Genomic DNA, 22,624 nt, shown 5'->3' with positions numbered 1-22,624 from the left:
AAAATTAGCGGGTCAGTTGATCGATAATTCGATTAGACACCGTTCTCGCTAATTTATCCTGATCCAAAATAATTTCGAGTGAATCTGCCGCCTTGACCTCGATCGCCTCCATGCAGCGCTCGATGATCACCGGAATGTCGGTAAAGCGCACCCGCCGGTTCAGGAAGGCATCGACAGCGATTTCATTGGCCGCATTCAATACCGCCGGCATCGTGCCGCCGGTTTCGATCGCCTTGTAGGCCAGACGCAAACAAGGGAAGCGTTCGAAATTCGGCTCTTCGAAATCCATCCGGCGGACCGTGAAAATATTCAACGGCTCCGCGCCGGACTCGAAGCGCTCGGGCCAGGCCAGGGCGTGCGCGATCGGAATGCGCATGTCCGGATTGCCCATCTGTGCGAGCACGGTGCCGTCGATATAATCGACCATCGAATGGATCACGCTTTGCGGATGGATCACGACCTGGATCTGTTCCGGCTTCATGTTGAACAACAGGCAGGCTTCGATCATTTCGAGGCCTTTGTTCATCATCGTCGCCGAATCGACCGAGATCTTCTTGCCCATGTCCCAATTCGGATGTGCAACCGCCTGCTCCGGAGTCACATGCACCAGATCGGCAACCGGCGTCTGCCGGAACGGGCCGCCCGAGGCGGTCAACAGGATGCGCCGGGCCGCCTTCGCGCTGACGCCGGTTTCATAAGCCGCCGGCATGCATTGAAAGATCGCGTTGTGTTCGCTGTCGATCGGCAAAAGATGCGCGCCCGAATCCACGACCGCCTGCATGAAGATGTCGCCGGACATCACCAGGGCTTCCTTGTTCGCCAGTAGCACGGTCTTGCCGGCCTTCGCCGCCGCCAACGTCGGCAGTAATCCTGCCGCGCCGACGATCGCGGCCATCACCGAATCGACGTTATCCAGCGTGGCGGCTTCCGCCAGGGCATCGGCCCCGGCCAGCACGTTGGTGCCGGCCACTGCGGTGCCGGCGATTTTTTCCTTGAATGCCGCGGCTTTCGCTTCGTCGGCGACCACGACCAGTTCCGGCCGATGGCGCAGGCATTGTTCGAGCAATAAATCGATATTGTTGTTCGCAGTCAGCGCGACGACCTTGTAGAGATCAGGATGCCTTGCGACCACATCGAGCGTGCTGACGCCGATCGAACCGGTCGCCCCGAGTATGCAGATGCCTTTCATCAGATCAGTCCGTAAATCAGATAAATGCCGGCATAAAATAACGGGATCGCCGCGATGATGCTGTCAACCCGGTCCAGAATGCCGCCATGTCCCGGCAGGATTGTGCCGCTGTCCTTGACGCCGCGCTGGCGTTTGACGACGCTGAAAAACAGGTCGCCGTAGACCGAAATCAACACGGTCAATACCGACAGCAAGGCGAAATCGGCCGCGAACACATAATTGAAACCGTATATCAGGCTCAGCGCGATCGCGCAGACCAATGCGGCAGCCAAGGCGCCGTAGAAACCCTCGACCGTTTTGCCGGGGCTGATGTCCGGCGCCAATTTGGTCTTTCCGTATTTCTTGCCGACGAAATACGCGCTGATGTCGGCCACCCAGATCAGGATCAGGAAATACATCGTCATCGGCGGCTCGTAGAATGCACGCAGCCGGCTCAGGAACATCCAGCAGGCGAGCAGGATGAACCAGCCGATCAAGGCCTTATAGCGCAGCCTCAATTGCAGCTTCAGCACCGTATGCGGCAGGTTCCTGATGCAAATCATCGCCACGATCCAGAACAGAATCGGCGGGATGACCAGCCATTCGATGACGCCCGAATAAAATCGGATATCCGGCCAGTTGGTCCATTGCGCCAACAACTCCAGAAATTGTGTCCACAGATGCAGCCCCACCATCGGCACGACCAACGCGAGCAGGAACAACAGTCTTTTGACGATCGATTGCACGTCGATCAGATACAGCCACTCCCAAGCTGCGGCCAAGGTCAGGATGGCAAGCAGCAGGGAAAAATAGCCGGAAGGCAGCGTGAATACCGCCGTGGCAATCAGGGCGGCCAGAATCGATGCAGTGATAATTCGCTTGAGCAACATTGTTATAATTATCGTTAAAGTTAGAGGGTAAGCGTTTTGCCGAGCACCTGTTCGCCGGTATGACCAAAGCGCCTTTGCCGGCCTTTGAAACTCAAAATCGCCTCGTCGAGCGCTTTCTGGTCGAAATCGGGCCAGAGGGTATCGGTGAAATACAATTCGGTGTAGGCGAGTTGCCAGAGTAAAAAATTACTGACCCGCTGTTCGCCGCCGGTTCTGATGAATAAATCCGGCTCCGGCAAATCCGCGGTCGATAAATGGCGATTGATCAGGTTTTCATCGATGTCCTGCGCCTGCAATTCGCCCGCCGCTATTTTTTGATTGACCGCGCGAAACGCCTGACATAAATCCCAGCGGCCGCCGTAGTTGACCGCTATCACGACGGTCAAAGCGGTATTGCCTTGGGTTTGCGCTTCGCCTTCGGCCATTTGCTTTTGCAAGGCCTCGGGGAAGCGGCTCCGGTCGCCGATGAAGCGCAAGCGGATATTGTTTTGATGCAAGCGATCGATTTCGGCCCGCAAGGTCACCATGAACAATTCCATCAGGAGCGAGACTTCCTCGGACGGACGCCGCCAGTTTTCGCTGCTGAACGCGAACAGCGTCAACACCTCCACCCCTTCCTGGGTGCAATGTTCGACGATTTTGCGTACCGCCTTCACGCCGGCCCGGTGGCCGACCGCGCGCGGCATGAAGCGCTTTTGCGCCCAACGGCCGTTGCCGTCCATGATGATCGCGATATGACGCGGCAAGCCGTTATCGGTGGTTTTCAAGCGCGCGTTGTCTGACGACATGGCTGGCATCCGCATCAAAGCGACAACAAATCGGCTTCTTTGGCTTCCAACAATTTTTCGACTTCCTTGACGTATTGGTCGGTGATTTTTTGAATTTTTTCTTCCGCGTTACGCGCGTCATCTTCGGAAATCAGCTTTTCCTTCAAGGCATCCTTGATCGCATTGTTCGCGTCGCGGCGGATGTTGCGAATCGCCACGCGGCCGTTTTCGGCCTCGTGTTTGACCACCTTGACCAGATCACGGCGGCGTTGTTCGGTCAACGGCGGCAGAGGAATCCGGATCGTCATGCCGGTGGTAGCGGGGTTCAGGCCGAGATCCGATTTGAGTATCGCCTTCTCGATCACCTGCACCATGGTTTTTTCCCAGGGCGTAATCGTCAAGGTCCGCGCATCCTCGACCGCGATGTTCGCGACCTGGGACAGCGCCGACTCGGTGCCGTAGTAAGACACGCTGATCTGGTCGAGCAGGCTCGGATGCGCGCGCCCGGTCCGGATCTTCGCAAACTCGTGTTTCAGGGCTTCGATGCTTTTGCCCATGCGGGCCGCTGCGTCCTGTTGAATGTCACTAATCATTATTTTGCTCCTCGTTCAATCAGCGAACCGATTTCTTCGCCCTTCATCAGCCGCATCACCGCGCCTTGTTCAAAGATGTTCATCACCCGCATCGGGATGTTATTGTCCCGGCACAGCACCAGGGCGGTGGTGTCCATCACGTTCAGCCGCTGATCCAGCGCCTCGTCATAAGTCAGGCGCGGATAGAAGACCGCTTCCTTGACTTTTGCGGGATCGGCGGAATATACACCCTTGACCTTGGTCGCCTTGATCATCAGCCCGGCGTTGATCTCGATCGCCCTGAGACTGGCGGCCGAATCGGTCGTGAAAAACGGATTGCCGGTACCGGCCGCAAAGATCACGATGCGGCCTTTTTCCAGGTGACGGACAGCGCGGCGACGGATGTAATCCTCGCACACCTGATTGATCTTCAGTGCGGACATCACCCGGGCCTGCAAGCCCTGATGCTCGAGCGCGTCCTGCATCGCCAGCGCATTGATCACGGTCGCCAACATGCCCATCTGGTCACTGGTGACCCGGTCCAATCCCTCGGAGGCCTTTTCGGCGCCGCGCAGGATATTGCCGCCGCCGATCACCAGGCCGACCTGGACGCCGAAATCGGATAATTCCCTGATTTCGGCGGCCAGACGGTGCAGGATGTCGGAGTCGATGCTTCCGCCCGCTTCGCTCATCAGCGCCTCGCCGCTCAGCTTTAATAAAATTCTCTGGCAAATCGGTTTATTCATAAGTTTGTCGGATGGTTTATTAAGAGCTTGTTCAAGGTCTGCCGTCAGCCAATTTAGCTGGCCCGTACTTGCGCCATCACTTCTTCGGCGAAGTTTTCTTCCTTCTTTTCGATGCCTTCACCGACTTCCAGACGGGCAAAGCGCACGACGCCGTTGCCCTTTGCAGACACCAGCTTGCCGACCGAGACTTTGTCGTCCTTGATGAACGACTGGCCCAGCAGGGTCACTTCCGCGAAGAACTTGCTGATGCGTCCTGCCACCATCTTTTCGATGATGTCGGCCGGTTTGCCGCTTTCTGCGGCCTGCGCCTTGAAGATTTCCTTCTCCTTTTCGATCGTTTCCTGGGAAACCTCGGCATCGGAAACGCAGATCGGCTTGCTCGCCGCGATATGCATAGCCACGTCCTTGCCCAGTTCCTTGTCCGCCTTGGCCAGTTCGACGATCACGCCGATCTTGCTGCCGTGCAGATAACAGGCGGTTCCGCCTTCGGCGGTGTGGAATTTTTGGAAACGTCTAACCGTGATGTTTTCGCCCAGTTTCGCGATCAGTGCGCGGCGGGTTTCTTCAACGGTCACGCCGTCGCCGAGTTTCACGTCGAGCAATTGTTCGTCGGTCGCGACATCGGCGGTCAGCAACGCAGTCGCCACATCGTTCACGAAATTAACGAAATCGGGCGATTTGGCGACGAAATCGGTTTCGCAGTTGATGTCGACGATCACGGCGGTCTTCTCGTCGTCGCTGATCTTGACGCCGATGCTGCCTTCCGCCGCGATGCGGCCGGATTTCTTATCGGCTTTCGCAAGGCCTGCCTTGCGCATGTTTTCGATGGCCAACTCCATGTCGCCGTTTGCCTCTTGCAGGGCCTTTTTACATTCCATCATGCCGGAACCGGTTCTTTCACGCAGTTCCTTAACCATACCTGCAGTAATACTCATTCTTTATGTTTCCTAATCTTATCATCACTATGAAAACGCCCCCAAAAGGAGGCGTTTTCCGGTCTCATCGAACAGCCTGTTTGGGCTTATTCGGCTGCTGGAGTCTCTTCAACGAAGTCATCCGCCTTGGCCGACAATCCTTGGGTCGCGGCTTTCGCTTCCTGAATCGCGGCGGAAGCGCACTCGCAATACAACTTGACCGCGCGGATCGAGTCGTCATTGCCAGGAATCACATAATCGATGGCTTCCGGCGAGTTGTTCGAATCGACGATGCCGACCACCGGAATGCCGAGCTTCTTGGCTTCGCTGATCGCATTTTTCTCGTAACCGACATCCAGCACGAAAATCACGTCCGGAATGCCTCTCATGTCTTTGATACCACCCAGGCTGCGCTCGAGCTTTTCGAGTTCGCGCTCCATCATCAGGGCTTCTTTCTTGCCGAAACGCTGATACAGGGTGCCGTCGGCCTTCATCGCTTCCAGTTCCTTCAGGCGATTGATCGACTTTTTGATGGTCTTGAAATTGGTCAACATGCCGCCCAGCCAACGATGGTTGACATAAGGCATGCCGCAACGGATCGCTTCTTCCGCAACCACTTTGCGCGCCGCTTTCTTGGTGCCGACAAACAGGATGTTGCCCTTGTTTGCGGACATTTGACCCAGATAATTCATCGCGTCATTGAACAAAGGCAGCGTTTTTTCCAGATCGATGATATGGATCTTGTTACGGGCGCCGAACAGGTACGAAGCCATTTTCGGGTTCCAGTAACGGGTTTGGTGTCCAAAGTGAACACCCGCTTCCAACATTTGACGCATTGAAACTGCCGCCATTAATTTTTCTCCTCAGTATAAAATTTCGGAACCAAGTTCCGGTGGGTTACGCCTCCCCTTACCCCGCTTGCCAACCCGCCGCAATACGAAAAAGCAGGCACCCTGGCAAGTGTGACGGTAAAGGTGAGTATTTATTTCAGAAAAACTGAACCTAACTTTATACCATATTTTGACGAATTCGACAAATCCATTTCCTGGCCTTTTGCCGTTTCGCTCCCGCCTAAGCGCCGCGAAATGCGGGCAAATCATCGCCAAAACGCCCGGCCTTTTCGCGACAAACAGCGCCAAAGTTCGTCCAAAGTGGATATATGCGATATGGATATATGATATATTGAGGCGCTTTTTACGGCAAAACTCAGCTTTTTCCTAGTGCCGTAAACCTTGAAACTTTAATTTTATCGAACTTTTTAAATTGCATTGAGTCTTTGCCCACGTCATGAGCATCACCATCAAAACCGAATCCGAAATCGAAAAAATGCGCATCGCCGGCCGCCTGGCCGCCGAAGTGCTCGAAATGATCGAACCGCATGTCGTGCCGGGCATTACGACCAATGAATTGGACACTATCTGCCACAACTACATCGTGAATGTGCAAAATGCGATTCCGGCGCCGCTGAATTACCGCGGTTTTCCGAAATCGATCTGCACTTCGATCAATCAGCAGGTCTGCCACGGCATTCCCTGCGAAAAAAAGCTGAAATCCGGCGACATCATCAATATCGACATCACCGTGATCAAGGATGATTATCACGGCGACACCAGCAAAATGTTCTGCGTCGGCGAGGTCAGCCCGCATGCCAAACGTCTGATCAAAGTGACTCAGGAATCGATGTACCTGGGCATTCAGCGGGTCAAACCCGGCGCGACACTGGGAGACATCGGCGAGGCGATCCAGAAACACGCGGAAGGCAACCGCTACTCGGTGGTCAGGGAGTTTTGCGGACACGGCATCGGCAAAGTCTTTCATGAAGATCCCCAAGTATTGCATTACGGCAAAGCCGGCACCGGCGAAGTGCTCCGACCGGGCATGATCTTTACGATCGAACCGATGATCAATATCGGCAAACGCCATATCAAGGTGTTGTCGGACGGCTGGACCGTCGTGACCAAGGACCGCAGCCTGTCCGCGCAGTGGGAGCATACCGTACTGGTCACCGCCGACGGCTACGAAATACTGACGTTACGCCAGGAAGAAAGGTAAACGCCTTGAACGACCCCACCGCTACCCTGCCCCTCACGGGTTCCGACAGCCTGCCGTTCTTCAAGCAACTGCTTAAAGAAAAGGACTGCGAGCTACGCCTGCAATTCGACCCGCATCAGTCGGTGCTGCCGCTGCTGCACGCCAAATCCGATTTCATCGACGCGATCCTGGGCCGCTGCTGGCGCCTGTTTCTCGGCGACGATTCCCCCCGCCTGAGCCTGATCGCGGTGGGCGGTTACGGTCGGCGCGAGTTGTTTCCGTATTCCGATATCGACATCATGGTGCTGCTCGATTCGGAGGGCGACGCCCCGCATCAGGATGCGCTGGTACAATTTTTCACCTTTCTCTGGGACATTGGCCTGAAACCCGGCCACAGCGTGCGCACGATCAAGGAATGCGTACGCCAGGCGATGGACGATCAGACCATCATCACCAGTTTGATGGAAATGCGGCTGATTTGCGGCAACCAGGATCTGTATGAAACACTCCGGGGAGACATCTCGCCCGACAAGATTTGGCCTTCGGACCAGTTTTTCGCGGCCAAAATGGAAGAACAGCGCCAACGCTACGCCAAATTCCATGACACCGCCTACAACCTAGAGCCGAATATCAAGGAAGGCCCCGGCGGGCTGCGCGACCGCCAGGTCATCGCCTGGGTGTTCAAGCGCCATTACAATTCGTCGACTCTGAAGGAACTGATCAAATACGGCTTCCTGCCGGTTTCCGAATACAATGAGCTGGTCGATGCGGTCGAGGTGCTCTGGCGCATCCGCTATGCCCTGCATTTGCTGACCCATCGCTGCGAAGACCGGCTGATTTTCGACTACCAGCGCGAACTGGCCACGCAATTCGGCTTTAGCTGCGAGGATCAGCATTACAATCAGGATGTCGAACTGTTCATGCAGTTCTATTTCAAAACCGTCTTGGGTCTCGAGCGCTTGAATGAAATGCTGCTGCAGCTGTTTCACGAACGCTTCATCAACGGCCACACCGACATCAAGCCCATTCCCGAGAACACGCAATTCGTTGCGATCAACGGCTATCTGGAAGCGGTCGACGACCAGGTTTTCGCCAACCGTCCGGTCGCCCTGCTCGAACTGATTCTGATCCTGGAGCAAAACCGCGACCTCAAAGGGGTGCGCGCGACCACGATCCGCCTGATCCGCAAAAGCCTGCACCTGATCGACGACGCTTTTCGCCAGGACAAGACCGCGAACCGGCTGTTTGTCGAAATCTTCCAGCAGCCTAGGGGCCTGACCCACCAGCTCAGGCGGATGAACCGCTACGGCATCCTCGCCGCCTACCTGCCCGCCTTCGCGAATATCGTCGCCCGCATGCAGTACGACCTGTTTCATATCTACACGGTCGATGAGCACACGCTGTTCGTGATCCGCAACCTGCGCCGCTTTTCGCTCGAAAAACACAAGGACGAGCTGCCGTTCTGCAGCCAGATCTTTCTGTTGATCGGCAAGCCCGAACTGCTTTATTTTGCCGGGCTTTTTCACGACATTGCCAAGGGCAGAAACGGCGACCACTCGACGATAGGCGAAGACATCGCCCGGGAATTCTGTCAGCAGCACGGTTTTTCCGCGCACGACACCAAGCTGATCGGCTGGCTGGTACGCCACCATCTGATCATGTCGATGACCGCGCAACGCAAGGACATCAGCGACCCGGAAGTGATCCACGAATTTGCGCAACAGGTCGGCAGCGTCGAGTATTTGAACCATCTCTACCTGTTGACCGTCGCCGACATTCGCGCGACCAATCCCGAACTGTGGAATTCATGGAAGGATTCGCTGCTGAAGGAACTTTATACCGCGACCCATCAGATGCTGCGCCGGGGCCTGCCGAACCCGGCCGGTCAAACCGACCGCATCCTCGAAACCAAGAAAGAAGCGCGCGACGAACTGATTCAGCTCGGCTTGTCCGAACAGGACATTGATGCCTCCTGGCAGCACGCGAGCGACGATTATTTCCTGCGCTATTCGGCCGATGAAATCGTCTGGCATACGATCGCAATTGCCTCCTCCAACGAAGCCGAGCTGCCGCTGGTCTTGCTGCGTCCGCAAACCCAGCACGGCAGCGCGGAAGTTTTCGTCTATACGAAAAACGAAGGCAACATCTTTTCGATCAGCACCGCGACGCTGGACCAATTGGGCCTGACCGTGCTCGACGCCAGGATCATGACGACCACGGACAATTATGCCTTGAACAGTTTTCAGGTGCTCGAACAAAACGGCGAACCGATCCGGGATTTGATCCGGGAAGTGCATATTTGCTCCGCATTGCGCAACAATCTATTGCACAAGACGGTCAACGAGCGCAAAAACATTCATCGCCAATCCCGGCAGGCCAAACACTTTCCGATTCCGACCAGCATCCAGTTTCATGCCGACCCAATGTGCCATTGCACGATCATCGAATTGATCACCACCGATAGGGCCGGACTGCTTTCGAAAATCGGCCGCGCCTTCCTGAAGCAACAGATCAATCTGCATAACGCCAAGATCACCACGATCGGCAGCCGCGCCGAAGACATGTTCTACGTCACCGACAGCACTCTGCGGCCGATTACCGACCCAGGCGCCCTGGAAAAACTCCGGGAAGAAATCATCAACGCCCTGGAAAGGTAACAGCGGTTTAGGCGCTTGGGCGCGAAAGCGACGCCGGTCAGCCCGAACACGGTGCGCAAACTGTTGAACGAAGGCACGATACACCTCAACACTAGCCACGATACCAGCGAATTATGCTGTGCCAGCATTGCCCAGTGGTGGCAACGGCACGGCAACCGGCACTATCCCTAAGCGCGCAGGTTGCTCATCCTCTGCGATGGCGGCGGCAGTAATGCCGCCAATCGCCATGTGTTCAAGGAAGCGTTGCAGGCGCCGGCGACCCAATTGGGGCTGGAAATTCGCATGGCGCATTATCCGCCGTATTGCTCAAAACACATCCGATTGAGCATCGCCTGTTTCCGCACATCACCCGTGCCTGCCAGGGCGTCGTCTTTCATTCGCTCGCCATTGCCAAGCACTTCATGGAACAGGCAAGAACGGCCACCGGACCGAAAGTCACGGTGGAGGTGTTGGCTGGCGTTTACGAGACCGGGAAAAAATGTGCCGCGGATTTCCTCGAAAACATCAGGATTGTTTTTGATGAGCATCTTGCTCGCTGGAATTATCGGGCTTTTCCGTAGGGGGATTTCGGGAAGTTATTTTTGAGCAAATCCTTATTCCTTTTTCTTCCTTTGCCGCGACCTGCTGCGCGACTTCGTCTTGGTGGCCGCGCTGCGTTTTTTGATCAACTCGAAATCAATCTTCTTTTCATCCAAGTCGACGCGCACGACCTGGATCTTGACGCTGTCGCCCAAACGGAACACCGTATTGGTGCGTTCGCCGCGAAGCTGGTGGCTGACCGGGTCGAAATGGAAATAATCCTGACCCAGATTGCTGATATGCACAAGGCCTTCGACATAAATCTCTTCGAGTTCGACGAAAAAGCCGAACGAGGTGACCGCCGAAATCAGGCCGGAGAACTCCTCGCCGATCTTGTCCATCATGTACTCGCATTTGAGCCAGAGCACCACGTCGCGGGTCGCGTCATCGGCGCGCCGCTCGTTCGCGGAGCAATGCTCGCCGAGCAATACCATGTCGGGATGGCTATAGACGAAACTTTCCGGTTTTTTGCCCTGCAAGGCGTGGCGGATGCCGCGGTGCACGAGCAGGTCGGGATAACGGCGGATCGGCGAGGTGAAATGCGCGTATTCTTCTAGCGCCAAACCGAAATGGCCTTTTATATCGGGACTGTAAACGGCCTGCGACATCGAGCGCAGCAGCACCGTTTGGATCAGATGCGCATCGGGCCGCTCCTTGATCGACTGCATCAGATGCATGTAATCGAGCGGCGTCGGCTTGAGCCCACCGCCCAGTTTCAGCCCGAGTTCGCCGAGAAAAGTGCGCAGGGCCAGCAATTTGTCAGCGCTCGGACCTTCGTGAATGCGCAGCAGTTTGGGGATTTTTTTCTTGTTCAAAAAACGCGCCGCCGCCATGTTCGCCGCGATCATGAACTCTTCGATCAGTTTATGCGCGTCGTTGCGCACCAGCGGTACGATGCGGTCGATTTTACGCTCCTTGCCGAAAATGATCCGCGTTTCCTGGGTATCGAAGTCCATCGCGCCGCGCTCTTCGCGGCTGAGGCGCATCACCTGGTACAATGCATACAGTTCCTTAAGATGCGGCAGCAGCGCCTTGTGTTTGTTGGAAAGAGCTTTGTCGTTCTCGACCAGCATCTTCGCGACTTCGGTATAGGTCAGCCGGGCATGAGAGCGCATCACGCCTTCGAAGAAGCTCGACCGGACCACGTGCCCCTGACCATCGATCACGAGCTCGCAGACCATGCACAGCCGGTCGACATGCGGATTCAATGAACAGAGTCCGTTCGACAAAATCTCCGGCAGCATCGGAATCACTTTTTCCGGAAAATATACCGACGTGCTGCGGTTTTTCGCCTCCTGGTCGAGAGCCGTGCTGACTTGAACGTAATGCGAAACGTCCGCGATCGCGACCAACAGTTTCCAGCCTTTCGATGTCTTTTTGCAAAACACCGCATCATCAAAGTCGCGCGCGTCCTCGCCGTCGATCGTGACCAGCGGCGTGTCGCGCAAATCGACGCGGTTTTGCTTGGCCGCTTCCGGCACTTCCTCGCTGAACGCCTGGATTTCTTCGAGCAGCGCTTCCGGCCATTGATATGGCAAGCCATAGGAGCGAATCGCCATCTCGATTTCCATGCCGGGCGCCAGATGGTCGCCGAGCACTTCAATCACACGCCCGATCGGCTGCCTGACCTTGGTCGGCTGCTCGAGGATTTCGGCGATCACGATCTGGCCGGGTTTCGCCGCGCCGAAATGGCCTTGCGAAATCAGCACGCTCTGCGCGATATTTTTGTTATCGGGCACGACATAGAAAAAGCCGTCCTTCACAAAACGGCCGACGACCTGCTGCGTGTTGCGCTCCAGAACTTCGACCACCGCGCCTTCTCGGCGGCCTTTTTTATCGATGCCGGCAATGCGCACCATCGCGCGGTCGTTATGCAGGAGCGCGTTCATCTCGCGCGGCGACAAATACAAATCGTCCGAACCGTCGTCGGGACGCAGGAAGCCGTAGCCGTCCGGGTGACCGAGAATGCGGCCGACGATCAGATCCTTGTTATTGACCAGGCAGTATTTTTGTCCGCGATTGAACAGTAACTGCCCGTCTCTTTCCATCGCCCGAAGACGCCGGCGCAGGGCTTCCAGTTGCTCGTCGTCGCTCAGCGCGAAGGCTTCGGCAATTTCCGCACGCTTGAGCGGCTTGCCGGCATGCTCGATGTATTGCAGGATCAGTTCGCGACTTGGAATCGGACGCTGGTATTTTTCCGCTTCGCGTTCGGCGTAGGGATCGTGGGTTAAAGTGAAGTCAGCGACTTTTTTTGACTTGGACGGCATTTAGAATGAATAGATAACTTGGATGGGATGAGTGGACTGTACGCTTGCGCCGAAGATTTGGCGGCATCGAAAAAATCCAGGATAAAAACTTGATTGCTCAACATGTTGATATATGATACACGCTTCGAGGCCGGGAGATTAAAAAAACTCGCGGCTTTAGCGCAAAAAATCTCTGCATCGATGGCTGAAATGACGCACGTTTTATACGCTTTGTCGGAAGCCGATAAAAAAATTTAAAATTGTTTGACAACCTCAAAATCGGCCCGTATAATGTGCAAATCAACTGAGATAACACATCGCCTGCCGAGGTGGTGAAATTGGTAGACACGCTAGCTTCAGGTGCTAGTGGGCGCAAGCTCGTGGAGGTTCAAGTCCTCTCCTCGGCACCATAATTACTTCGTAATTATGGACATCGAAAATCAGACCCATCTGCATTTCTCCTCCTTAGCGACATCGCCTATCATCCGATAGAAAATTTCTCTAAATAACGCTTAGAGTCTCAAGCTATTATTCTGCCTGGGCTTCAGCCAGTTCAGTATGAAACTGGAATAAGGCATCGAGCTTTCATTTCGCCTCAGCGACTGAAGCAAAGCCCTAACCCCGCCAAAGCCTCAAAACAGATTCGAATTGTATTATTTGTTTCGCGCGGCGACAACCTCGTCAAAAGCATTTGCGAACAAATCTTTTAACCGCTCCGCAAACACATCGACGCTGATCAGCCTGCCCGCGTCCTGCACCCGTAAATGGATAGCCAAATCCGCCGCAGGCAGCATGCCCTCGCCCATTTCGGGCCATTCGATGATACAAACGGCTTCGTCGTCCAGATAATCGCGAATGCCGATCCATTCCAACTCTTCCGGGTCGGCCAAGCGGTAGAGATCGAAATGATAAACTTTCCGGCCGCCGATCTGGTATTCCTCGACCAGCGTATAAGTCGGGCTCTTCACCACGCCGAGATGACCCGCCGCCTGCAAAAAACCGCGGACCAGCGTGGTCTTGCCCGCGCCCAGGTCGCCGTGCAGAAACACCAAACATTTCGCCGGCAACAGGCACCACAACTCCGCGCCGAATTGTTCGGTTGCTTCCGTGGATTCTAAATAGCGTTGCATCAATTCACCAACTGTCTCAAAAAGGGCAATAAATCAGTCGCGAGCAGGCCGCGTTCGCCGTCCTTCACGGCCGCCAGATCGGCGGCGCGGCCGTGCAAAAACACACCCTGTTCGGCCGCCTCCTGTAAGTCGAGGCCTTGCGCGATGAGTCCCGCGATCACGCCGGACAACACATCGCCCATGCCGCCCGAGGCCATGCCGGGATTGCCGGTCGTCGATACCGCAATCTGAGATTCGCTCGCGATCAAAGTCCCCGCACCTTTCAATACCGCGATGCCGCCGTAAGCCGCACGAACCGCAGTTGCCGCCGCGAAACGGTCCTGCTGCACGGATGGCGTGGAACTGCGCAGCAGGCGCCCTGCCTCGCCGGGATGCGGCGTCAAAACCCAGTTCGGCTTGCTGAGCGGAGATACTGACAATAAATTCAACCCATCCGCATCGAGCACGATCGGCTTGTCTGATTTCAGCACGGCACTGAACATTTCCTTGCCCCAAGCGCCCTGCCCCAACCCAGGGCCCAGCACCAGAACATCGGCCTTGCCTAACCAAGCCATCAATTCCGCGCCGCTTTCGACACCATGACACATCAGCTCCGGCCGGTACAGATTCATCAGGCCGGCATGCTCCTTATGCGTCGCGATGCTGACCAGGCCCGCGCCGACCCGCAACGCCGCCTCGCCCGCCATGCGCGCCGCGCCGGAATAACCGAGATCACCGCCAACGACCAGCACATGACCCATAGCGCCCTTATGCGCACAGCGCGGGCGCGGCAGCATAGGCTTTTGTATCACGCGAAACACGCTGGATTTGACCGAAGCAAACACCTCATCCGGCACCGCCAACGCATCATAAACAATCTCGCCGACATACTCGGCCGCCTGGCCGGTAAACAGCCCCTGCTTCAACCCGATAAAGGTCACCGTGCAATCGGCCTTGACCGCACAGCCCATCGCGTTGCCGGTATCGGCATGCAGACCCGACGGAATATCGACCGCAACGACAGGCAGTCCGGAGCGATTGATCGCCGCGATCGCGTCCGCGTAAAGCCCCGACACCGGCCGATCCAGGCCGGTGCCGAGCAAGGCATCGACCAGCAAATCGGCCTCGATCACCCTTCCCGGATCAAATACCGTCACCCTGCCCCCGGCCTCGGAATAATCCCGGAAAGCAGTCAATGCATCGCCTTTCAATTTTTCGGGACCGCCGATACTGACCACCAGCGCATCGAGTCCTGCTTCGAGCGCAAGCCGTGCAATCACATACCCGTCACCGGCATTATTGCCGCTGCCGCAAAACACCGCTAATAATCGTGTCTCCGGCCATTTTGCGGTTATACATTCAAATGCCGCGCCGCCGGCCTTGCACATCAATTGATAGCCGGGGATGCCGAATGCTTCGATCGCAAGCCGGTCCAGCTCTCTGACCTGGGCAGCGCAGTAAAGGGTTTGGGGGAGAGTTGACATACCGTCGAAGACCTTCAAAATCTATCCAGACTGCTATGATAGCCGGTTTTAGCAACATTCTCACGCCGGCATTTCAAATAGAAGCCACTGAATTTTCTGGTACACTGGCGGTCATAAAAACCGTTTTTATTCACCGGAGGTCTGACCCATGAAAACAACTCACTTGAAACAAGGACTATTACTGTTGGCGGCATTGAGCCTGGGCAATATCGCGTACGCCGCACAACCTGCCAGCACCTCGGAGGGCAAGGTGCATCATCTCGTGGTGATCTGGCTGAAACAGCACGGCGATCCGGAAGCGCGCCGGAAATATATCGAGGGCAGCAAGCGGCTGTCCAAATTGCCGGGCGTTTTGAGTTATGAGATCGGCCCTGTCGCCGGACTCAAACGCGAAACGAAGAGCCCGGCGGTCGATGACAGCTTCGATATCGCGATTTCCGCGACGTTCGAGAACAAAGAAGCGCTGGAGAATTATTCGAAAAATCCGGAACATCAAAAAGTCATTCATGAAGTGTTGAGACCTTTGGTTGATCACTACAAGGTTTATGATTTTGCGGATTGATGACTGGCTTTGAGTAATCGTTTGACCTCAAATTGTAAGTAAGAGACAGCGCAAGAACGTCCCCTCTCCCACTGGGAGAGGGGACGTTCTTGTACTGGCTGAGGCCTTGCCTGCTGCCGGCGCTGGTCGTAACACCGAATACAGAAAATAAAATCAATCACAAAAATCACGATGATCAAAACATCTGCCTACGCCGCAACCAACGCCACATCGCCTTTCGCTCCGTTTACGATAGAGCGCCGCGAGCCCGGCACACATGACGTGTTGATCGACATTCTGTACTGCGGCGTCTGCCACTCGGATATTCATCAGGCGCGCAACGAATGGGGCGGGTCGACTTTTCCGATGGTGCCGGGGCATGAGATCATCGGCGTCGTCGCGCAAATCGGCAGCGAGGTCGGCCGCTGGCAGGTCGGCGATACGGTCGGCGTCGGCTGTTTTGTCGATTCGTGCCGGCAATGCGAAGCCTGTGAAGCCAGCGAGGAGCAGTATTGTCATGCGGGCGCGAGTTTCACTTATAACTCTCGTGAACAGGACGGCCAGACGCCGACCTACGGCGGTTATTCGGCGCGCATTACCGTCGATGAATCCTATGTCTTAAAAATTCCGGACGGCATCCCCCTGGAGCGCGCGGCGCCGCTCTTATGCGCGGGCATTACGACGTATTCGCCTCTGCGTCATTTCGGCGTACAGCGCAACGACAGGATAGCGATCGTCGGTCTCGGCGGCCTGGGTCATATGGCGGTCAAGCGTAACCGTTCACGCCCTTGCCAAAGCCCGGCCGCTTGTTAGAAAATTGCGATATGTCAAAACTCGTTATCGATCTCAGTCAACCGGCGCCAGTCCCGCAGAGCCTCGAAGAAGCGCAGCAGCTCATTGCCGCGCTGTGGCAGCTTTTGGTCGAACTGCAAAAACGGCAAGCGGAGCTGGAAGAGCAGCTCAATACGCATTCGGAGAACTCCTCAAAGCCGCCGTCGCAAGACAGCCCCAAGCAACGCGCAGAGCGGCCGTCGAAAAAACCGACCGGGCGTGCGAAAGGCGCGCAGCCGGGGCATGACAAGCACGAACGCGCTTTGCTGGATGCCTCAGCGGTGGATCGGATCGAACATTATTACCCGCAGAGCCAGTGTGCTTGCGGCGGCGCGGTCGTCATGGACGGCTATCGCCGATATCAAGTTTTCGACTTGCCGGAAGTGCGTTACCAAGTGGTCGAGCACCGCTGTTATAGCGGGTGTTGCAGACAGTGCAAGGCGCGTCATCGCGCGGCCTTGCCGGACGACGTGCCGAGCGGGCAAATGGGCCCCGGCTTGATCGCCTGGATCAGTCTGCTGAACAGCCAATACCACTTGAGTCTGCGTCAACTCGAGAGCCTGTTGGCGGAGCAGTGGCAGCTGGATTTCAGCTTGGGCGCGATCAGCGAAGCCCAAGCGCCGGTGATCGACTGGCTGTTGCCCGTCTACCAACAGATTGGCGACCAGGTGCGTGACGCGGGCTTGGCTCACGCCGATGAAACCAGCCATTTTCGCGGGAAGAGCCGCTACTGGCTGTGGTCATTGAGCACGCCGCAGGCGGCTTATTTCATGACCCATTATTCGCGCGGCAAACAGGCGGCCCGGGAACTGTTGGGCGATTTCGACGGCATTCTGGTCAGCGACCGGCACGGCGCTTACAACGATTATGACGCCGACCGGCATCAGTACTGCTGGGCACACATCATCCGCAACCTGGAGAAAATCTCCGGACGTTCGGGACAAGCCGGGGAAGACGGCACTTACCTGTTGCGCCTGGCCCGCCTGGTGGTGCGCTGCGGCAAGCGCTGGCAGCACAGCGGTTGCCAATCCTTGCTGTACCGAAGGCGTTTGCAGCGCTTACGCCAACATTTTCAAGCCACCCTGGAACGCGCCGCAACGACCCATGGCGATACGCGCACCGGCCACGCCTGTCGCAAGCTTTTGCGCGACAGCCCACGGCTGTGGACGTTTTTGAAATATCAAGGCGTGCCGATGACGAACAACGCTGCGGAGCAAAGTCTGCGACCGTATGTCATTTGGCGGAAAATCAGCTTCTTCACGCAATCACATCGGGGCAATCAGTTTCGGCCGATGATGTTGTCCCTGATTCAGACGTGCAAGCGGCTCAAGGTCAATGTCTATCAGACCCTGCGGACGGTTTGCTGGCAAGGGGTGATGGAGGGGCATGTCTCCTTCCGGTTGCCATTCCCAGCTTTAGCTTGCTTGCCTTCGGCTTCGGGGGCGTGAACGGTTACGGTCAAGCTCGGCAAGGCGCTCGGTGCGCATGTGACCGTGCTGAGCCATTCGCCGGGCAAGCGCGAAGATGCATTCCGGCTCGGCGCGGACAATTTCATCGTGACGCGCGATGCGGAGGCTTTCGCGCAGAACGCAGGCCGCTTCAGTTTCATCCTCGATACGGTGTCGGCCCAGCACGATTACAATGCCTACCTGAGCCTGCTGCGCCGCGACGGTACGATGGTGTTGGTCGGCTTGCCCGAGCCTATGCCGCTCGCCGCAGGGCCTTTGGTGATGGGGCGACGGCGTCTGGCCGGATCATTGCTCGGCGGCATTCGCGAAACGCAGGAGATGCTCGACTTTTGCGCCGAACACGGCGTCGCGGCCGATGTGGAAGTGATTCCGATACAAAACATCAACGAAGCTTACGAACGCACCTTGAAAAGCGACGTGCGCTACCGCTTTGTAATCGATATGGCGAGCTTGAAGTAGACAGATCACTGCGCGATAAACTGCATCGCTTCCTGCCACCACGGCCGCCAGGGCTCCAAAGGCAGACTGTTGTGCCCCGCATCGTCGAAACGCCAGAGTTTTTTTCTCGCGGGCAACGCATCGAACAAGGCCAGCGTGTTTCGGTTAGGAATCACCTCGTCCCGCCCCGCCAGGATCACCGCGATCGGGCCTTTGAAATCGCGCAGCCGCGGCACATTGTCGAACTTGTCCAAAATCAGCCAGCGCGCGAGCAAAAACCAGTAATGATGCTGCGCGACCTTCGCCATCGCGTCGAACGGCGTAATCAACAACAGCCCCTTGACCTGCACCTGCCCCGAGGCGACGATGCCTGCCACGACGCCGCTGCCCAGTGACTCGCCGCAGAGAAACAACGGCTCCCTGTACGCTGCGCTGATCCTTTTCGCCGTCGTAATGCCGTCCTCGATCAATGCCGCTTCCGAAGGCGAGCCCTCCCGCGCGCCATAGCCCGGGTACTCGGCGATGATCACCCGGTAACCCAGGCGCTGCAAGGCCTCGACATAATAAGCCCGATGCAGCGCGGCGCCCGCATTGCCGTGAAAAACCAGCACCGTGCCTTTCGCATTTTCGACCGCCAAACGGCTTACCATGCCGCGCCGCTCGCCGCCGGACGGCCAAGGTCGCAGGTTCAAATCGTTCAGCCATTGATCCTGCTGTGCAGGCGTAAAACGGGCCGGGAAATACATCATCTTACGCTGTAACAGAAACGCCGCCAGCAGTATCAGCAAATAAATCAGCAACAATGACATGAGGCTTGGGATTTTCACCGGGCGATTGCGGGCGGAGAGAGGCGCCGCCCGTTGGGACTTCTTATTGGCCGGAAGCCAAGGCCACTTTCGGCTCGGACAAGGTGTTGCCGCCGCCTGCAGGCCGGTTCAGCAATGGCGTCAGGGTGGGTTTTAAAAATCTGACGATCTGCACCGGCAGCGAACTGGTGAAATTATATTTTCCGGCGTCCTTACCCGAGACATAGGCGGTAAACACGCCGAAATAACGCTCGCCCATGTAGAAAGTAAACACGGCCGCGCGGCTGATGAATTGCGAGCCGATCATATGGCCGCGCGCGTTGAACATCAACTTGCGGTGATCGCCGGTGCCGGTCTTGCCGCCCACCGGGATGAATTTGCCTTCATTGTCGGTATAAACGTCTTTGAGACGCGCAGCGGTACCGCCTTCCACCACGCCGAGCATCGCGCTTCTGGCGGCTATCGCGACTTCGGGAGGGAAAACGCGTTGACCTTTGTTCGGGGTTTTATCCAAAACCGTCTCGTAAGGCGTGCCTTCCGCGAAGTGCAGGTTTTCAAAGCGAACGGTCGGCATTCTGACGCCGTCGTTCAAAATGATGCCGACCAGTTCAGCCAAGGCGGCCGGCCGGTCACCGGAGGCGCCGATCGAGGTCGCATAAGACGGCGTCAACCTGCCGAACGGATAACCGACCTGCTTCCAGGCTTTATGGATTTGCTGAAAAGCCTCCGCTTCGAGCATGCTCATGATGCGATGCTGCTGTCCGGCCTTTTTCTTTTTGTTTTTCAGCAACCAGCGGTACACATCCAGGCGTTGCTGGGCACTGGCCGCAACCGCTTCCTCGCGGGTCGCTTGCGGGTGCTTCGCGAGGTAACCGGCAAGCCACAATTCGAGTGGATGTATCTTGGTGATGTAGCCCTGATCCTGAAGATCGAAGTTTTCCGGCGAATATTTATCGTAAAGCGAGTAGATGTCTTCCTTGTCGACAATCTGTTTCGGCAAATACGCGCGCAAAAATTTGTTCAGTTGATCGACATCATGATCCGGATAGATCGCGCGGTAGAGCATCGTCAGCCGGGACGATTTGAGCCATACCCTTTTGGCCAGCATGTCCAGGCGCTCTTTCGCGTTTTTACCTTGCGCCTTCGCATAAAAACGGCCGAGATAGACCTGCCCTTCCCGATCGGCAAAACGCTCCAGATATTCCTGGCGTTTCGGACTTTCCGGGTCGTCGAGCCAGCGCGCCACGCCGTCGGGCTTATATTGGTAATGGTAAACGATGTCGCGCATCAGGCGAATGAACACCAGGTTGACCGAGTCGCGCAACGCATGACGCACCGACATGATCTGATAGTCATCGCTGCGCTTGAAATTATTGAAATGATGCAGGCCGCCGCCGGTAAAGAAGTACTCGCCCGGACTGGCCGAATATTTGCGGTCCAGCGCCTGATCCAATAAGGTTTGCAAATCGATTTTGGGCTGTGCCTTCAGTTGGGTGATCACCCAGGCGCTCAGATAGTCCCGGGGATGCAGCGCCACCTTGTTCAATTCTGCTACAGGTTTGCCTTGATATTGCTGATAAATCTCGGCGACCAGTTGCAAATAAAGCACCATCGTGCGCAATTTTGAGGTGGAGCCCAAATCCAGACGAATCCCTTCGTTGATGTCCAAAGGCTGATCCAGGTTGTCGGTTTGCACGCGCAAAAAGTTGCCTTTCGGCGTTTTTTCAAACAGCATCAGACTATAAACGACGCGCGACAGATCGACATTTTCATTCAGCCGCCGTTCGCCAAAGGCTCCGGCCGCGCGCGCCTCCTCGGGATCGCTGAGCTTGCGCAGTTCGGCCGCCACGGCTTGCTGCGTGTTGTAGTCGATCGTAGTTTTGACCGTTAAATCCAGGCGGTCGAGATCATAAATCGTTTTGACGTTCAATGCTTGCGCCAAGCGGGTACGCAATACGGCTTGCGTCTTTTTCTCGGACACGAACTGCGTCGGCATCGAATCGGCCGGCAACGGTTTGATGGTTTCGGCCTGCAAGGCCCGGTCGCGCAATGCCGCGGAGATCACGCCCGCATCGGCCAGTAGCCGCAAATAACTGTTCGCCAATGTTTGCAAGGCGTTATATCCCGGTCCCAGGAAATAGGACGGACGCCGTTGCGACAGCAGAATGCAGAGGACCTGACGATAGGCAATCGCCTGCTGATCGGTAACGCTTTCGGCGGAATTTTGCGTGGCCGCGCGCAGCAAATTATTCACTTCGTCGAAATTCGCGCCAAACCAGGCTGCCAGCCCATCGCCCAAGCCGTGCACTTCACCGACTTTCGGGGCTGCCGAAAGCGGCATCGAATTCAGATAAGACAGCGCAATCTCGCGGCGCATTTCACGGGTGTCAGGCCCCTTGAGATAAGCGCGGATCGAAGCCGAGCCCATCTGCCGGAATTTGTCGACGACCGAATTGGTATAACCGTTCGGAGAATGCCGGTATTTTTCGATCTGGGTCGCCAGCGTACTGCCGCCGGGTACATTCTTGTCCACGCCCAGCTTGTGGGCGACCATCTGCAGGCTTGCATAACCCAGGCGGTCCCACTCAACGGCCGGATTCACGGTCACCTTCGACTCATTCAGCAATTCGCGGTTTTCGATGAACAACAGGGTATAGAGGACTACGGGCGGGATGGCCTCGAAATTGGGGTAGCCGTGATTGGGATAGGTATTGCTGAATATCAGCTGATTGGTCTGATCGAATATTTTGAGTCCGGCCTGCGTTTTTTCATGGTAAATCGCAAACAAGCCGTCATCGATCAATTGCGTCAACATCGGCGATGAAACCGCCTGGGCCGTCACCGAAAAGCCGGCTTTGGTCATTTTTTCAACGGCCTCGGGCAGCAAGGTGTAACCCATGCGCTGATCGTAGGGGCCGTACTCGGGATAGCGTATCGACGAACTCGGGCCTTTTTCGACTTTAAAGCTGAGTTGTTTGCTGATGCCGGAAAGATAGCGCGCCTGATACCGCGAAGTTTCGACTTCTTCACGCACAAACTTGACGACCACGATCCCAACTATCAGCAAACCTGCCGACAGGACCAACAGCACTATCCGGGGTAAAATTCGTCTTTTATTTTGCATCGCCGGATCACGCTCAAGGCGCGATGTTACCTCTGTTATTAAATCAGTTCTAAGCGTAGTTATTTTCAGCGACTATCCAAGGGCTTCCCTGCATTTTCCCATGGTGTTGGACAAGTCTCTGCATTGTAGGTTCTTGGCCCGTGCATCGACTTGCTTTGCTGTTGCCTCGCTTTTCTCTTTCGGCCGATTATAACAAATTACCACCGCAATGCCGAATTAAGGATGATATAAGGTAGTATTCTCGCAACGACA

At 56.1% G+C, this 22,624-nt stretch carries 18 protein-coding genes, 1 tRNA gene and 1 pseudogene; 8 read left to right on the top strand and 12 right to left on the bottom strand.

Translation table 11 applies throughout. The features are described from left to right. Positions 1–4: 4 nt before the first annotated feature. The 7 genes from ispC to rpsB form a co-directional block, all read right to left on the bottom strand. Positions 5–1,189, bottom strand: a complete 1,185-nt coding sequence (gene ispC, locus ACEPPP_RS18340; RefSeq protein WP_374088802.1) for a 1-deoxy-D-xylulose-5-phosphate reductoisomerase — start codon at positions 1,187–1,189, stop codon at positions 5–7. Beyond that, entirely contained in the window at positions 1,189–2,058 is an 870-nt protein-coding gene (locus ACEPPP_RS18335; protein ID WP_374088801.1) for a phosphatidate cytidylyltransferase, read from the bottom strand. The genes ispC and ACEPPP_RS18335 overlap by 1 nt, the downstream gene beginning before the upstream one ends. A 20-nt stretch (positions 2,059–2,078) precedes the next feature. Beyond that, entirely contained in the window at positions 2,079–2,846 is a 768-nt protein-coding gene (locus tag ACEPPP_RS18330; RefSeq protein ID WP_374088800.1) for an isoprenyl transferase, read from the bottom strand. 14 nt (positions 2,847–2,860) lie between these two features. Next, the gene (frr, locus tag ACEPPP_RS18325) at positions 2,861–3,418 is read right to left on the bottom strand and encodes a ribosome recycling factor (RefSeq protein WP_374088799.1); all 558 of its coding nucleotides are present in this window, start codon (positions 3,416–3,418) and stop codon (positions 2,861–2,863) included. Next, on the bottom strand, positions 3,418–4,143 hold the full coding sequence (pyrH, locus tag ACEPPP_RS18320) for a UMP kinase (RefSeq protein WP_374088798.1): 726 nt from the start codon (positions 4,141–4,143) through the stop codon (positions 3,418–3,420). The genes frr and pyrH overlap by 1 nt, the downstream gene beginning before the upstream one ends. Positions 4,144–4,196: 53 nt before the next feature. Beyond that, positions 4,197–5,078, bottom strand: a complete 882-nt coding sequence (tsf, locus tag ACEPPP_RS18315) for a translation elongation factor Ts (RefSeq protein WP_374088797.1) — start codon at positions 5,076–5,078, stop codon at positions 4,197–4,199. An 86-nt stretch (positions 5,079–5,164) separates the two neighbouring features. Further along, positions 5,165–5,908, bottom strand: a complete 744-nt coding sequence (gene rpsB, locus ACEPPP_RS18310; RefSeq protein WP_374088796.1) for a 30S ribosomal protein S2 — start codon at positions 5,906–5,908, stop codon at positions 5,165–5,167. Positions 5,909–6,344: 436 nt separating this feature from the next. On the opposite strand from rpsB, the gene map reads away from it, so the two are divergent. The 3 genes and pseudogenes from map to ACEPPP_RS18295 all read left to right on the top strand — a co-directional run bounded on the left by map (position 6,345) and on the right by ACEPPP_RS18295 (position 10,305). After that, positions 6,345–7,109 carry a type I methionyl aminopeptidase gene (gene map, locus ACEPPP_RS18305; RefSeq protein ID WP_374088795.1) on the top strand — a complete coding sequence of 255 codons (765 nt, stop codon included), beginning with the start codon at positions 6,345–6,347 and terminating at the stop codon, positions 7,107–7,109. 5 nt (positions 7,110–7,114) lie between these two features. After that, positions 7,115–9,745 carry a [protein-PII] uridylyltransferase gene (gene glnD / locus ACEPPP_RS18300; RefSeq protein WP_374088794.1) on the top strand — a complete coding sequence of 877 codons (2,631 nt, stop codon included), beginning with the start codon at positions 7,115–7,117 and terminating at the stop codon, positions 9,743–9,745. Positions 9,746–9,796: 51 nt separating this feature from the next. Beyond that, positions 9,797–10,305 (top strand): annotated as a pseudogene (locus tag ACEPPP_RS18295) (hypothetical protein). Positions 10,306–10,338: 33 nt separating this feature from the next. On the opposite strand, the gene rnr reads toward ACEPPP_RS18295, so the two are convergent. Beyond that, positions 10,339–12,591 carry a ribonuclease R gene (gene rnr, locus ACEPPP_RS18290; protein WP_374088793.1) on the bottom strand — a complete coding sequence of 751 codons (2,253 nt, stop codon included), beginning with the start codon at positions 12,589–12,591 and terminating at the stop codon, positions 10,339–10,341. A 302-nt stretch (positions 12,592–12,893) separates the two neighbouring features. Between rnr and ACEPPP_RS18285 the strand changes: the two genes are divergently transcribed. Continuing rightward, positions 12,894–12,980, top strand: a tRNA-Leu gene (locus tag ACEPPP_RS18285). 243 nt (positions 12,981–13,223) lie between these two features. On the opposite strand, the gene tsaE is transcribed toward ACEPPP_RS18285, so the two are convergent. Both tsaE and ACEPPP_RS18275 read right to left on the bottom strand, forming a co-directional pair. Next, positions 13,224–13,700 carry a tRNA (adenosine(37)-N6)-threonylcarbamoyltransferase complex ATPase subunit type 1 TsaE gene (gene tsaE / locus ACEPPP_RS18280; protein WP_374088792.1) on the bottom strand — a complete coding sequence of 159 codons (477 nt, stop codon included), beginning with the start codon at positions 13,698–13,700 and terminating at the stop codon, positions 13,224–13,226. Next, on the bottom strand, positions 13,700–15,163 hold the full coding sequence (locus tag ACEPPP_RS18275) for an NAD(P)H-hydrate dehydratase (protein ID WP_374088791.1): 1,464 nt from the start codon (positions 15,161–15,163) through the stop codon (positions 13,700–13,702). Before ACEPPP_RS18275 ends, tsaE begins: the two co-directional genes overlap by 1 nt. A 148-nt stretch (positions 15,164–15,311) precedes the next feature. Here ACEPPP_RS18275 and ACEPPP_RS18270 point away from each other — a divergent pair, with 148 nt between their 5' ends. The 4 genes from ACEPPP_RS18270 (at position 15,312) to ACEPPP_RS18255 (ending at position 18,463) form a co-directional block, all read left to right on the top strand. Beyond that, positions 15,312–15,725: a Dabb family protein gene (locus tag ACEPPP_RS18270; protein ID WP_374088790.1), complete on the top strand. Its 414-nt coding sequence runs from the start codon at positions 15,312–15,314 to the stop codon at positions 15,723–15,725. Positions 15,726–15,896: 171 nt separating this feature from the next. Then, positions 15,897–16,517 (top strand): NAD(P)-dependent alcohol dehydrogenase, encoded by a 621-nt coding sequence (locus ACEPPP_RS18265; protein WP_374088789.1) that lies wholly within the window; start codon positions 15,897–15,899, stop codon positions 16,515–16,517. 11 nt (positions 16,518–16,528) lie between these two features. Beyond that, positions 16,529–17,983 carry an IS66 family transposase gene (locus ACEPPP_RS18260; RefSeq protein ID WP_374088788.1) on the top strand — a complete coding sequence of 485 codons (1,455 nt, stop codon included), beginning with the start codon at positions 16,529–16,531 and terminating at the stop codon, positions 17,981–17,983. A 45-nt stretch (positions 17,984–18,028) separates the two neighbouring features. Beyond that, positions 18,029–18,463, top strand: coding sequence for a zinc-binding dehydrogenase (locus tag ACEPPP_RS18255; protein WP_374088787.1), 435 nt, complete (start codon positions 18,029–18,031; stop codon positions 18,461–18,463). A 5-nt stretch (positions 18,464–18,468) separates the two neighbouring features. Here the strand turns inward: ACEPPP_RS18255 and ACEPPP_RS18250 are convergent, their stop codons facing one another. Both ACEPPP_RS18250 and ACEPPP_RS18245 read right to left on the bottom strand, forming a co-directional pair. Further along, on the bottom strand, positions 18,469–19,251 hold the full coding sequence (locus ACEPPP_RS18250; RefSeq protein ID WP_374088786.1) for an alpha/beta hydrolase: 783 nt from the start codon (positions 19,249–19,251) through the stop codon (positions 18,469–18,471). 61 nt (positions 19,252–19,312) lie between these two features. Continuing rightward, positions 19,313–22,372 carry a transglycosylase domain-containing protein gene (locus tag ACEPPP_RS18245; protein WP_374088785.1) on the bottom strand — a complete coding sequence of 1,020 codons (3,060 nt, stop codon included), beginning with the start codon at positions 22,370–22,372 and terminating at the stop codon, positions 19,313–19,315. Between the last annotated feature and the right edge of the window lie 252 nt (positions 22,373–22,624).

This window comes from Methylomicrobium lacus (genome assembly GCF_041897535.1).
In the GTDB taxonomy this organism is placed as follows: Bacteria; Pseudomonadota; Gammaproteobacteria; order Methylococcales; family Methylomonadaceae; genus Methylomicrobium; species Methylomicrobium lacus_A.
This window is presented reverse-complemented; position numbering and strand designations above follow the sequence as displayed.

Excerpts from the sequence above, each read along its gene's own strand:
- ACEPPP_RS18265 (WP_374088789.1), top strand. The coding sequence starts at position 15,897 with ATGATCAAAACATCTGCCTACGCCGCAACCAACGCCACATCGCCTTTC.
- tsf (WP_374088797.1), bottom strand. The coding sequence starts at position 5,078 with ATGAGTATTACTGCAGGTATGGTTAAGGAACTGCGTGAAAGAACCGGT.
- ACEPPP_RS18245 (WP_374088785.1), bottom strand. The coding sequence starts at position 22,372 with ATGCAAAATAAAAGACGAATTTTACCCCGGATAGTGCTGTTGGTCCTG.
- ACEPPP_RS18250 (WP_374088786.1), bottom strand. The coding sequence starts at position 19,251 with ATGTCATTGTTGCTGATTTATTTGCTGATACTGCTGGCGGCGTTTCTG.
- ACEPPP_RS18275 (WP_374088791.1), bottom strand. The coding sequence starts at position 15,163 with ATGTCAACTCTCCCCCAAACCCTTTACTGCGCTGCCCAGGTCAGAGAG.
- ispC (WP_374088802.1), bottom strand. The coding sequence starts at position 1,189 with ATGAAAGGCATCTGCATACTCGGGGCGACCGGTTCGATCGGCGTCAGC.
- ACEPPP_RS18270 (WP_374088790.1), top strand. The coding sequence starts at position 15,312 with ATGAAAACAACTCACTTGAAACAAGGACTATTACTGTTGGCGGCATTG.
- ACEPPP_RS18335 (WP_374088801.1), bottom strand. The coding sequence starts at position 2,058 with ATGTTGCTCAAGCGAATTATCACTGCATCGATTCTGGCCGCCCTGATT.
- rpsB (WP_374088796.1), bottom strand. The coding sequence starts at position 5,908 with ATGGCGGCAGTTTCAATGCGTCAAATGTTGGAAGCGGGTGTTCACTTT.
- frr (WP_374088799.1), bottom strand. The coding sequence starts at position 3,418 with ATGATTAGTGACATTCAACAGGACGCAGCGGCCCGCATGGGCAAAAGC.
- map (WP_374088795.1), top strand. The coding sequence starts at position 6,345 with ATGAGCATCACCATCAAAACCGAATCCGAAATCGAAAAAATGCGCATC.
- pyrH (WP_374088798.1), bottom strand. The coding sequence starts at position 4,143 with ATGAATAAACCGATTTGCCAGAGAATTTTATTAAAGCTGAGCGGCGAG.
- tsaE (WP_374088792.1), bottom strand. The coding sequence starts at position 13,700 with ATGCAACGCTATTTAGAATCCACGGAAGCAACCGAACAATTCGGCGCG.
- rnr (WP_374088793.1), bottom strand. The coding sequence starts at position 12,591 with ATGCCGTCCAAGTCAAAAAAAGTCGCTGACTTCACTTTAACCCACGAT.
- ACEPPP_RS18260 (WP_374088788.1), top strand. The coding sequence starts at position 16,529 with ATGTCAAAACTCGTTATCGATCTCAGTCAACCGGCGCCAGTCCCGCAG.
- ACEPPP_RS18330 (WP_374088800.1), bottom strand. The coding sequence starts at position 2,846 with ATGTCGTCAGACAACGCGCGCTTGAAAACCACCGATAACGGCTTGCCG.